Below are 13735 nucleotides of genomic sequence, written 5' to 3'. Positions count from 1 at the left end.
GTTAAATTATAAATAAATTTTTGATATTATAATATATTTATTAATAATAGTATTGTAACTATTAAATTTTTGTGATAGAATGAAAGCGTAATTATAAAATATAAAAAAGGAGGAACAGTTATGGATAATCAAGCTAGTACAAGAAAGCCTTGGAGTTTTTATATGTGTTCTTTGACTTTTTCATTTGAAAGAGCAGCTTATTATTCTTCAAAGTGGCTTGTTGTTGCGTTTTTAACAGCTGCTTTAGTAAATGGAGGTTTAGGTATTGATAAAGGGGAAGCAGGAGTTATGCAAAGTTTATTCGTTGCAGCAACTTATGCAGCACCAGTAGTTATGTCATTTATAGCGGATAGATATATAGGAGCTAGATATTTAATACCTGTAGGATTATTGCTTATGGCAATTGGATATGCATATCAAGGGTATGTTGGAACTAAAGCATCGTTATGGGTTATGATAGCATTAGTAGGGATAGGTACAGGATTGTTTAAAGCAAATCTTTCTTCTTTGACAGGTACTTTGTTCAAAACTTCTGGAGAGAAAGACTCTGCGTTTTCAACACAATATTCTTTTGTTAATGTAGGTTCATTTGTTGGAACTACTGCAGTTGGTATTTTGTATGTTTCTTTAGCTACATCAGAACAAAGTGGATATTTACAATGCTTTAAGCTTGCGGGGCTTCTTTGTTTATTGGGAGCTATATGGTTTGTTTTAGGATATAAGTCTTTAGGAGAAGCAGGAAAAATACCATTCAAAGCAGGAGAAGAAAAAGTAGAAAAAGTTGTGGAAGAGAAAAGACCTTTAGCAGACTATGAAAAACGTCGAGTTGCATCAATTTTCTTAATTTCAGCATTCTCTATTATTTTCTGGTTATTCTGGTACTTAACTTATCTTGCTGTTTATGACTATGCGCCAAAATATGTAAACTTTAACATAGGTGATTTTGAAATTCCTACAGCATGGTTTGATTCAGAAAATGCATTATTATGTATAGTGTTAGGACCTATTTTGGGTGCATTATGGCTACGTTTATCAAAACGACCAAAAGGAGATTTGAGTTTATACAAAAAATTAGGTATAGGTCTGTTCTTATTAGGAGCATCATTCTTAATGCTTATAGGAGCTGAATTCCAAAGAGGTATTGGTTCTGCTGAAACGAATAAGGCAAGTTTAATGTGGATAGTAATGTTTGGAGTTCTATTAAGTTTAGGAGAAATGGTATTCTCTCCATTAGGAAATGCTTTTGTTTCTAAATATTCACCGAAACATTTATTATCTACTATGATGTCAGTTTGGGTAGCAGCAACATTCTTTGCTACATTATCTTACGGATATGTATATAAAGCTATTTCTGAATTAGACTTTATGTACGCATACTCATTAATAACTGTAGTACTATGTCTATTAGGTGTGTTATTGTTTGTGTTCGATAAAAAATTAGCATCATTGGTTGAGTTGCGAGAAGATGAGACTCTAGTGGACTAATGCAAAAAAAATATCTTAAGAGAGTTATATAATTCTTTTAAGGTATTTTTATTGTAAATAAATTTGTAACCGTTATAATTGTGTGATATAATGAAGTAAAGATTATTAAACTTAATTTAATGGAAAATTTTTGAAAATTTTTATTATAGTTATAGTCAAAATTAAAGTAGTAAATATTTATTAAAATATTTATTATGATTTTATATTAATAAAATTACTAAGGAGGGTAAAGTTATGGTGTTAAGGACGTTATATCCTGAGATAGAGGAAAATTTTAGTAAAAAACTAAAAGTTGATAATGTTCATGATATTTATTATGAAGAAAGTGGTAATTCTAATGGAGTACCTGTAATATTTTTACATGGTGGACCTGGATGTGGAACTTCGCCTACGTGTAGGAGATATTTTGATCCGGATTTCTATCGTATTATAGTATTTGATCAAAGGGATAGTGGAAAATCTACTCCACATGCGTGCTTAGAAAATAACGATACTTGGAGTATTGTAGAAGATATTGAGAAAATACGTAAAGATCTAGGAATAGATAGATGGTTGGTATTTGGAGGAAGTTGGGGATCTACATTAGCTATGTGTTACGCTATTAAGTATCCAGAGAGAGTTTTAGGTCTAGTTCTTCGTGGAATATTCTTGGGACGTAGAGAAGATATTGAGTGGATATATGAAATAGGTGGAGCTAGTAATATTCAACCGGCTGCTTTTGAGAGATATATTAGTATAATTCCAGAAGATGAAAGGAATAATATTATAGCTAGTTATTACAAAAAACTTACTAGTGATGACTATGAAGTTCGCAAGCAAGCAGCTAAAGAATGGAGTATGTGGGAAGGTAGCTTAGTTACATTATTACCTGATCCTAATTTAGAGGATAGTTTTGGTAATATTGATTTTGCGATTTCTATGGCAACAATTGAATGTCATTTTTGGATGAATAATATGTTTTGGGAAGGTGATAATTTTATACTAGATAATTGTCATAAATTTAAAGATATCCCAACTGTAATTGTTCATGGTAGATATGACATAGATTGTAGAGTTATCGGAGCACATTTGCTACATAAAAAATTAAACAAATCAGAATTGAATATAGTAGAAGATGCCGGACATTCTTCTGGAGAGCCAGGAATAATTAGTGCTTTGGTTACAGCTACAGATAAGTTTAGAGAAATTTTAGGATAAAGAGGACGTATTATGAGTATAGCAAAAAATTTAGAAAATTTAAGAGCGTTGATGGAAGGTGATAATATTGATATTTATATGATTCCTACTGCTGATTTTCATAACAGTGAATATGTAGGAGAACATTTTAAAGCTAGAGCTTTTATAAGTGGTTTTACAGGGTCTGCTGGGACAGTTTTAGTTACTAAAGATTACGCAGGTCTATGGACTGATGGAAGATACTTCTTGCAAGCAGAAAAACAACTTGCTGGTACAGAAATAGAATTGCAAAGAATGTTTGATCCAGGCGTACCTACTATTGAAGAATATATTGTCGATAATATAAAAGAAAATGGTGTGTTAGGGTTTGATGGTCGTGTAGTAACTTTTGGTCAAGGTAAAAATTTAGCTACTAGACTAAAAAATAAAAATGCAACTATAAAATATGATGTAGATTTAATTGATGAAATTTGGGAAGATAGACCTGCTCTTTCTAAAAATAAAGCATTTGCTTTGGATTTAAGTCAAGCAGGGGAAAGTGTAGAAGACAAATTAGCAAGAGTTCGTAAAGAAATGAATAATGTAGGGGCTAATGCTCATATTATCACTAGTCTAGATGATATTGGATGGCTACTTAATATTAGAGGAATGGATGTTGATTTCTTCCCGTTACTTTTGAGTTATGCGATAGTATATGAGAATAAAGTAGATTTCTATGTAGATGAAACGAAGTTAGCCGATACTATAAAGACAGATTTAGCTAAAAATAACGTTAATTTAAAACCATATAACAATATATATGAAGATGTGAAAGAATTCTCTTATTCTGATGTAGTGCTAGTAGATCCAACATTGTTGAATTACGCTTTATTTAATAATATTCCGAAAGAAACTACTTTAGTAGAAAAAAGAAATCCTACTATATTGATGAAAGCTATGAAAAATAATGTAGAGATTGATAATATAATAAAAGCTCATATAAAAGATGGAGTGGCACATACTAAGTTTATTTATTGGTTAAAACAACTTGTAAAAAATGGGGTTAGTGATAAAGAAACAGAATTATCTGCTTCTGATAAATTGGTAGAATTTAGGAAAGCACAAGGTAATTTTATTTGCCCAAGTTTTGATCCTATTTGTGGACATGGAGCTAATGGAGCAATAGTTCACTACTCATCATCAGAAGAAACTAACGTTCCGTTGACTACAGGCACATTCTTCTTAACTGATACTGGGGCTAACTTCCTAGAAGGATCTACAGATATAACTAGAACAACTGCTATGGGAGAAGTTGGCGTAGAATTAAAACGTGATTATACTAGAGTATTACAAGGGAATTTGAGATTATCAAGACTTAAATTCAAAGAAGGTATTTCTGGAGCTAATATTGACTTATTTGCAAGAAGCGGTCTTTGGGATAATTATCAAGACTTTAATCACGGAACAGGGCATGGAGTAGGATATTTAGGTAATATCCACGAAGGACCTGCAGGAATACATTGGAACGTAGTTCGTGCAGCAGAACCATTCAAAGAAGGTATGGTAATTACTAATGAACCTGGACTTTATGTTGCTGGCTCTCACGGTATAAGATTAGAGAATGAACTAGTAGTTAGAAAAACTGTAAAAAACGAATATGGACAATTTTATGAGTTTGAAGTTATTACGTATGTACCTTTTGATTTAGAAGCTATTGATGTTGATATTATGACCGATGTTGATAAATACGAACTAAATAATTATCATAAAAAAGTGTATGAAGTAATAGCTCCTCACTTAACTGACGAAGAGAGAGTTTGGCTAAAAGAAGCTACTAGAGAGATTTAATAAAAAACTTGAGTATCTTTAATGATACTCAAGTTTTTTATTATTTTTTGCTTACTGTAAGTCCTGTAAATCCTGCTAATAATGTTAACAATAAACTTCCGTAGCAGAATATTGCGTAAGGTAAGTATGAAAATACAGGAACGCCTAATGCGTGAGAAATAAATACTCCGCAGACACTCCAAGGAACTAACGGATTAATAACTGTTCCTGCATCTTCCAACGTTCGTGATAAATTTTTCTTAGGAAGATCTAATTTATCATAAACAGGTTTGAAAGTTCTACCAGTTAATAAGATAGATAAGTATTGTTCTCCTACTATAAAGTTAATTCCTACTGCTGTTAGTGCAACGGTAGCAGTTGCAGAAGCGGCAGAAGTTAAAATTTTAGCGAGAGTATCTAAAATAGTAGATACAATACCTAAAGAAAACAAAAGTCCACCTAAACTAAGTGCCAAAATTACAACTGATAGCGTGAAGAACATACTAGAAATACCTCCACGTTGAATAAGACTAGCAACACTTTCTGGAACAGTTTCAAGAGCAAATCCTTTGAAGAAAAATGTTGAAATATCTTCTAAATTGTAATTAGAGTGGATAGAAGTAATGATAAGTGATACTCCTGTTGTAGCTATAATTGATATAACTGCAGGTATTTTTAATATTGCTAGTGCGACTAACACAACAAATGGTATTACTGCATACCAATGAACTATCCCTGTTGATAAAATATCTTGTTTGAACAATGCTATATTATCTAAATTAGAAATTTTTATGTTCAGTGATAATACGTAGTAAAATATAGCTGAGATAACGAATACTGGGATAGTAGTTCGCATCATATTACGAATGTGTTCAAATAAGTCTATACCTACAATACTGGCAGAAATACTAGTAGTATCTGATAGAGGGGACATTTTATCTCCGAAGAATGCTCCAGAAACAATAGCTCCGGCAGTTATAGCTAAATTGGCATCAAATGCTTGAGCTATACCTATAATAGCAACTCCTAATGTAGCAACTGTTGTCAAACTACTACCGATAGAAATACCGATAACTGCAGTTATAATAAATGCAGACAGATAGAAAGTCTTAGCAGACATAATTGATAGTCCATAATACATTAGAGTTGGGATTGCTCCGCTCATCATAAGAGCTGTAATCAAAACGCCTATAAAGAAGAATAAATATATTGCTCCCATACTCGAACCTACAGCATATGTCATGCTATCCTGCATATCTTTGTATTTAACTTTTCTAATTAGTCCGTATATTAATAACACTGTTAATGCGGTTATAATAGGTATATGAGGAGTTATATTTGGTATAAATATAATCATTGTACCTAGAATACCTAAGACTAATAAAGCTACTAAAGAAGCCTCTAGTAAAGAGGGTTTTCTAAGTGACTTAAATTCTAACATAAAGTTTACCTCCTTAAAGTATTAAAATTGTTGATATTATATCATAAAAGTTAGAAAATTACAATAAATTATTAGAAAATTTCTAGATTATATATAATCAAAATTAATGCTAAGTTATTAATAATAAAAATAACAAAACCTCATTAGTTATATTTATATAACTTTTGAGGTTATTTATATTAATATTTAGTTTTTTTGTAAACTAAAAGATGCTCTACCTTGAATGCTTCACTATAATTTTTGTCAGCATATTCTTGTATAAATTTATCACATTTTTCATTGTTTATAAAATAGTTACTTATTACTATATACTCAGGCTTAGATTCTTCTATTTCTTCTTTGAAGTTATCAAAATAAATTTCTTCATTTATAGAAGGTATAAAGAAGTATTTAGTTGACGCCATTCTTTCTGCTTGAAGGTATATTGTACCAGATAATCTATGTACATATATTTTTGTTTCAGAATTTGTATTATTTTTTATATATTCACTAGCTTGCGCAAACGTATTATCAATATTATCTCTATCTAACAAACTTCTGGTAAAATTCTCAACTCCAGATAAATAAAGTACGACTGTGGTAATAGCTATTAAAATGAAATTTTTAATATTTATTTTTATTTTTGTAAATATATAGTTGAATACTGTTGCTACATAAGGAATTAATAAAGGTATTAAAACTATTATGTAGTGATAGTAATCTCTTTTTGATAAAAATGCCATATATGTAGCGAAAATAAAAAGTAAATTATATGTAATAAGTTTTCTGTCTATCTTTAGTAATATGTTAGCTACTGCCACTACTAAAATTATATTCATTTCTTTGAACAATTTTAAAAGCCATATTGATAAATTAAATATCCCAGCGCCAGAGCCGCCTGCATATGTGAAGTTCACATAAAATGCTTGATATAGCATATCGTATAGTATATTGTTTTTTATTAAATATATCGTTGTAGGTATTAATACTATGCACACTCCTATAAAGAAGTACAATATATAATTTAATAATAATCTATAGTTTTTATTTTTTAAATAAATTATAAAAATTATAATTGTAAAAAATACCCATATAGATATCATATTTGCTCTTGTAAAAAATACTATAAAAAATGATATCCCTAATAAAATTATATTAATTTTTGAAAGTTGATCGTTTAAGAAATAATTTAAGTAAATATATAAAGACATTGTTATAAAAGGTAAAGCCAGCGTTTCTACATTCAATCCTAATTCTGAAATATATATGTAGTTTAGAAATATTATAGATGTACTAAATAGTATTGATAAACTATTATTTGTAAATAATTTTATTATTTTTAAAGAAAAATAAATAAAAACAAAAATAAATATTGAAAATACTAGTTTTATACCTGTTTCTTTCATTAACGCATACCCAACGTAGTGTGCTAAAAATATAAATATTCCTTTATGATCAAACAAATCTTTGTAAGGTAGTTCGCCCTTTGTCATAGCATATCCAAAATATTCAAATATAGGAGTATCTCCCATAGGTAAGCTATTAAATATTGATACTGGTAATATAAAATAATAAAAAGTACTAAATATTATTGATACAAAAATTAAAGTGATTCTTTTGTTAAAATTAAACAATAAAATTCCCCTTTCCTAAGTAATAATCTGAAATGATTATATAATATTTGTGTATATTATTCAATTATATATTAAAAATATATTTTTGTTGTTTACGAATTTAAAGTAATAAGGCAATTTGGTAATTGATAGTTATTATCTTTATAATTGTAATATATTATATTACTTTTTGTTAATTAGTTTTGTTATAATATTAGTTAGGAGGAGTGTATTATGAGAAATATTAAAAGAAATTTATTAATAATTATACCTTTATTTTTGTTATTAACTATGAGTATTTTTTATTTTAGTTTTTATTATTTATAAAGATAAAGTAATTGATGATAAAAATAATATTAAAGTTGCACAAATTGTTGCTAATGGAGATATTCTTTATCATGATGTATTATATTGGAGTGCTAGGGAGAATAATGGAAATTATAATTTTGATCCTTATTTTGAATATGTTAAAGATAGAATTTCAGGAGCAGATTTGGCGATAGGAGATTATGAGGGAACTATAAGTGATAGACATAGTCTAAGTGGTTATCCTCTGTTTAATGCTCCTAAAGAAGCTGCACAATCTATGAAAAACATAGGTTATGATGTTGTTGATTTAGCTCATAATCATATTTTGGATACAGGATTGTATGGACTTCAAAATACGTATAAACAATTCAACGATTTGGGATTAACACCAATAGGAGTGTATGTTGATAATAGTCGTGAAGAGTCTGATATAGTTGTAAAAGAAGTTAATGGAATAAAAATAGCTTTTCTAGCCTATGCTTATGGGTTTAATGGTTTAGAGATTAATATTAGCCAGGAGCAGTATAATTATTATATGTAAGATTTGAATGAAGAAAAAATGAAAAAAGAAATAGAAACTGCAGAAAAAATAGCAGATGTTACTGTAATTATGCCTCAGATGGGAGTAGAGTATAGTATTTATCCTACTGATGAACAAAAAGAATTGTATAGAAAAATGATTGATTGGGGAGCAGATGTAGTGTTAGGTGGACATCCTCACGTAGTACAACCTGCAGAAATAGTAGAAAAAGACGGAGATAAAAAATTAATCATTTATTCTATGGGAAATTTTATTTCTAATCAGACTTATGAGATGATGTCCGATGTTGCTAATAGAAAGTGGACGGAGCGAGGTGTTCTTATGGATATAACTTTTGAAAAAGATGGAGATAAAACTATTATTAAAAAAGTCAAATCTCATCCTACTATGGTTATTGCTAAAACTAATGGAAATTATTATAAGGGATATCCTCTTTTTGACTATCGAGTTATTGTAATAGAGGATTTCTTGGCTGGTGGTAAGTATTATGGAGTTTATAGTGATGATATTCAGCCCAAAATAGAACGTGCTTATGAAGAAATGAATGATCATGTACGCCTTGTTTGGGATTAATATTATCTGTTAATAGAAGTTTTTTTGTATTTCTATAAATTGTTAAATTGTCGTAAAAGGTAATTATTTTTCAGAATTTGCTCTATATAATGAATCTAGTATATAATTAAGAATATTTTTATAATTATTTACGTATTTATAGAAATTAAATTGTTAATAGATAATATGATTGAATAATACTAAATTAGTATTTAGTAATGATATGGTTATAATGAGAATTTATATATTTTTTGTAATTTTAATTTACAATTACACGCAGCGAGAAACTTTTGTTACTACAAAAAAATTAAATTTTCTATTATGCAATTTGTTGGAAGCTATTGACAAATAATGTAGAAAGTGATACTTTTAGATGAATATATTTTATGATGAAAATTTTAGGAGGTAATTGTTTTGTTTTCAAAAAATAATTTGAAATTACGCATAGAAAAAAATGCTGTTCGTAAAAACAAGTACAAAATTAAAAAATTGAGTATTGGAGTTGCTTCATTTATAGCTGGGGCATTTCTCGCTTTTGGGGTGTCTAGTGATGCTCAAGCTGCTGACACTACAGAATCAGTGTTAGTAGCAATCGATAATGTAGAGGTTAACGCTAAAGAAGAAGATAACACTAAATTAGAATATGTAGTTACTGATGAAAATGCTAGCGTTAATTCTGTTGAATTAACAACTAATAATACACTTTCTGCTTCGACTGTAACTGAAGAAACTGCAAAAGAAGAAGTTAGTCATAGAGCTGCTAATAACGTAAATGTTAGTGATATAATTGATAATAAAACACAAAGTAGTGATGTTACATTAGTACACGGTGATAATGATATTCGTAATGTAACTGCTATATTGCCAGTTAATGCAGGGGACGAGATTACTGTAGAAGTACCTCATATTTTTAGTGCTTCGTCAGACAAAAGTTTAGATGCTACTATTTCTACATCAGTGGAAGCTGTTGCTGATCCAGGATATGTTACTAACAAAGCTAATCAAAATACTACATTTACATATAGATTTAACAGTACTGCATCAGTTGCTTTCAATATTAAATTGACACCAACTGTTTCGGACTGGTCATTCCTGGAAGAAGGTAGTACTTACACAGTTACTCTTAAGAAAAATGGTGTTAAACTAAAAGATTTAACTTATAAAATCGGAAAACCTGCGGAAATTGAAAATATTAATATTTCGTTTGACCAAAATCAAACTGCTAGTAAAGGATTAGTAAAAGACCAAAAATACAGTGTTGGTATTAATTTAGATAACAATGGACAAGCAGATGGTGATAATTTTGAAGGTACTGTAACACTAAATGTTCCTAAAGGATTTGTTGCGGATACAACTAGTATAGGATATGCATACGGACTTACTGGATCGAATTTAGTAGGAGATACAACTGCTGATTTTAACACTTTAGCTTCAGGAAATGGTATAAAAATATCTCAAGCAGGAGGAGCGGGAACACCTGTTACTATTACATTTAATAGTGGGAAAGCTAATTTAAAAAATGGCTCGCTACTTTTATTCGGAAGTTATACAGAAGATATTAATGCTAGTGAAAATAATTTTAGTGCTACTGTAAATTATCGCTCTATAAATAGTGCTACTGGGGAAATAGCCAAAAATCAAAGTCAACAAACTAGTGGTACTAAAAATGTAGGTATCGGTGTAACAAATAATGAACAAAATAGCCTAAAAGTAGAATTTAAAGCTAAAGATGGAGATATTTATACTGATAATGGTAAAGCTGATGGAAATCATCAGTCAGATGATACAGCACTAGATTACAGTAATGGACGATCAATCGAAGTATTTAACGATGGAAATACTGCTCAAACTAATGTTAATATCCATATTGATGTAGAGCCAGGAACTATTATGAATGGTGGAAGTGGTTATTATGCGATATCATTATCAACATCAAGTGAAAATCAACCTAACGGGGTTTTCAAGGTTACATTAACTGATGGAACATCATTTAATCTTAGTTCAGCGGGTAATTATGTAACATCTAATCAAAATAGTATAATAGTACCTATTACAGATGAAGATGTTGCTAAAGGTCTTGCAAAAGATGGATCTAACATTAAATCTATTGATATTGGCTATAAAAATATTGAAGCAGGAACAAAAGTTAAAGTTGTATTTGCGAAAAATGCTATCTTAACTGACAATAGTACAAAGAATGCAGGAGATAAAGCAGATTATACATTTAATGTAACTTCTGACCAAGCTAACGAGTCTGGAAATATGTCATTAGATATAAAAAATCCTACTGCAGTTTCTAATCAATTTACAGGTGTAGTGACAGACTTTAACAATACATCTTATCAACCTGATAGTACTAATGGAGGTAATGAAGCTAATATTAGGTATGTGATACGTAATATTGCTAAAATAGATGATAGACCAAGTATATATTTACTTGCTATACCTCAAGGATTTGACGTGGAGGATGCTAGTCAACTAACAGCTTATAAAGCGGGTCAAGAGTATTCTGAAGCTAAAATTGAAGATTTAGGGTATGTAGGTCTTAATGGAGAACGTATGTTCAAGGTATCTCTACCTAATACACCAGATTGGAGACGTGCTAATGTAGTAACTATAGGTGGAGTTAATGAATCTACGCCAATAAAAATAGTAGCTGATAAAAACCAACTTCCACTATCCTATACATACTATACTGATAATGGTATGAGTTTGTTTATGGAAGTAAATGATGATGATCAATTAGCAATATCTCAAGGTAATTGGAGAAATATAGGAGAAATAACATTAAAAGATGGTACGACTTATAAAGTTCGTTCTTCTAACTTAGGATTTTACCCAACGAATAAAGAAGCAAACTATAGCTTTACTTATCCATCTACATATGGATCATTAAATGGTATTAAGAATGAATCTGCTAGTAAATATGCAGGGGAAACTGATACGGTCAAATTTAATTATTCTAAAAATGGCAGTGTGGATAATAATAGTGGTAATATTCGTTTAGCTAACATTTTAACGGATAGAGGAAACTCTGCATATTCATACAATATTGTAAATCTTCCTAGTGTAAAAAATGGAGATGATGTTACATTAACTCTTACTGGCAACGGAAACTACCCTATATCAACTACCGGTGATAGTGGTAATGGAATCCTATTATACTCTTATGAAGAGTTTAATGATAGCCAAATTACCGCAGATGCAGTAGCTAAATATGTAACTGCAGATCAAATTACTGATTGGTCAAAAGTTCGTTCTGTATTATTAAAGTCAGAGAATTTATCACCAGCTGCTACGGCATCTGCTGAATTGCCATTTACAATAACTGATATGAAAGATGGTGTTCAAAATACATCAATTAAGCTAGATACTCATTTCACTGGAGAACATTCAACATCTACAGGAGCTAATAACATATTTAATGCAGCACCAACTTATAATTTAGAAATTCAACGTTATGTGACTGTTACTACTAAGTGGATAGATACAGATAAAAATGAATTAGCAAATTCTAAAGTAGAAAATATAGTGTCAGGAGAAAATTACACAACTTCTGGAATCACAAAAGATTACTATAAATTAAAAGAGATTCAAGGACAACCTGCTGGAGTTACAGCATCTGAAGATATTACAGTAACTTATGTTTACGAAGCAGAAAAAGAAACTGAAGATGAAAGTGTAATGTTCAAACAAACTATTAAATATGTGTATGCAGATGGTACAGAAGCAAAACCTACAAAAGAATCTACAGTTACATTTACTCGTCAAAAAATTACAAATAAGGCTACAGGTACTGTAACTTATACTGATTGGAGTAATAGTGGAACACATACATTTGTAGCAGTAACTAGCCCAGAAATTGAAGGTTATACACCTAATATTCCAGTTGTAGTTGAAAAAGTTGTAAATGCTACTGATGAACTTAAAGAATTTGAAACAATTATAAAATATACTAAGAATGCAACAGAGCAAGTAACAGAAAACAAAAAGGTTACAAGAACAATAAACTATGTGTACGAAAATGATACAAAAGCTAGAGATGCAGTAGTAGAAGAAAAAACATTTACTCGTACAGGAACAAAAGATACAGTAACAGGAAAAGTTACTTGGGGAGATTGGAGTGAAGCTCAAGAATTTGTAGCAGTAACTAGTCCAGAAATTTCAGGATACACTGCGGACAGAAAAGAAATTCCAGCAGTAAAAGTAACTAATGAAAGTGGAAATATAACTGAAGTTGTAAAATATAATAAGAATGCAACAGAGCAAGTAATAGAAAACAAAAAAGTTACAAGAGCAATAAATTATGTGTACGAAGATGGTACAAAAGCTAGTGATTCAGTAGTAGAAGAAAAAACATTTACTCGTACAGGAACAAAAGATACAGTAACAGGAAAAGTTACTTGGGGAGATTGGACTGAAGCTCAAGAATTTGGTGTAGTAACTAGTCCAGAAATTAAAGGATACACTGCGGATAGAAAAGAAGTTCCGGCAGTAACTGTTACACATGAAAGTGGAGATATAGTTGAGACTGTAGTTTACAAAAAAGATAATACTCCTTCTGTACCTGATGGTGATAAGGATAAACCAGACAAACCTAACGAAAATAACGATAAACCAGGTAACGACAATGAAGTTCCTAACAATGATGGTAATACAGGAACACAAGTTAACAATAAAGCGTTAACTAATACAGGTGATACTACGGGTAGTGCAACTGCCTTGGCGTTATTAGCATTATCTGGAGCAGCAGGATTACGTTCGAAAAAAAGAAAAAATAATTAATAATGATTAATTGTTTATAAAAATACATCTCTTAAAAAAATTAAGAGG

At 30.1% G+C, this 13735-nt stretch carries 6 protein-coding genes and 1 pseudogene; 5 read left to right on the top strand and 2 right to left on the bottom strand.

Annotated features, from left to right (window positions below; translation table 11 throughout):
- Positions 1-120: 120 nt before the first annotated feature.
- The 3 genes from AC1XWJ_RS04515 (at position 121) to AC1XWJ_RS04505 (ending at position 4488) form a co-directional block, all read left to right on the top strand.
- Positions 121-1485: a peptide MFS transporter gene (locus AC1XWJ_RS04515; RefSeq protein ID WP_483334699.1), complete on the top strand. Its 1365-nt coding sequence runs from the start codon at positions 121-123 to the stop codon at positions 1483-1485.
- A gap of 234 nt (positions 1486-1719) precedes the next feature.
- Positions 1720-2682, top strand: a complete 963-nt coding sequence (gene pip / locus AC1XWJ_RS04510) for a prolyl aminopeptidase (RefSeq protein ID WP_483334698.1) — start codon at positions 1720-1722, stop codon at positions 2680-2682.
- A 12-nt stretch (positions 2683-2694) separates the two neighbouring features.
- Entirely contained in the window at positions 2695-4488 is a 1794-nt protein-coding gene (locus AC1XWJ_RS04505; protein WP_483334697.1) for an aminopeptidase P family protein, read from the top strand.
- Between the two features lie 40 nt (positions 4489-4528).
- Here AC1XWJ_RS04505 and nhaC read toward each other — a convergent pair whose 3' ends face one another.
- Complete coding sequence (gene nhaC / locus AC1XWJ_RS04500) at positions 4529-5908, bottom strand: Na+/H+ antiporter NhaC (RefSeq protein ID WP_483334696.1); 1380 nt, start codon at positions 5906-5908, stop codon at positions 4529-4531.
- Positions 5909-6087: 179 nt separating this feature from the next.
- Complete coding sequence (locus AC1XWJ_RS04495) at positions 6088-7521, bottom strand: hypothetical protein (RefSeq protein ID WP_483334695.1); 1434 nt, start codon at positions 7519-7521, stop codon at positions 6088-6090.
- 283 nt (positions 7522-7804) lie between these two features.
- Here AC1XWJ_RS04495 and AC1XWJ_RS04490 point away from each other — a divergent pair.
- Positions 7805-8923, top strand: a pseudogene (locus AC1XWJ_RS04490) (CapA family protein).
- 393 nt (positions 8924-9316) lie between these two features.
- Positions 9317-13687 carry a mucin-binding protein gene (locus AC1XWJ_RS04485; protein WP_483334694.1) on the top strand — a complete coding sequence of 1457 codons (4371 nt, stop codon included), beginning with the start codon at positions 9317-9319 and terminating at the stop codon, positions 13685-13687.
- Positions 13688-13735 lie beyond the last annotated feature (48 nt).

The organism is Gemelliphila sp. 1F1, assembly GCF_056897515.1.
This window is presented reverse-complemented; position numbering and strand designations above follow the sequence as displayed.

Excerpts from the sequence above, each read along its gene's own strand:
- AC1XWJ_RS04515 (WP_483334699.1), top strand. The coding sequence starts at position 121 with ATGGATAATCAAGCTAGTACAAGAAAGCCTTGGAGTTTTTATATGTGT.
- pip (WP_483334698.1), top strand. The coding sequence starts at position 1,720 with ATGGTGTTAAGGACGTTATATCCTGAGATAGAGGAAAATTTTAGTAAA.
- AC1XWJ_RS04505 (WP_483334697.1), top strand. The coding sequence starts at position 2,695 with ATGAGTATAGCAAAAAATTTAGAAAATTTAAGAGCGTTGATGGAAGGT.
- nhaC (WP_483334696.1), bottom strand. The coding sequence starts at position 5,908 with ATGTTAGAATTTAAGTCACTTAGAAAACCCTCTTTACTAGAGGCTTCT.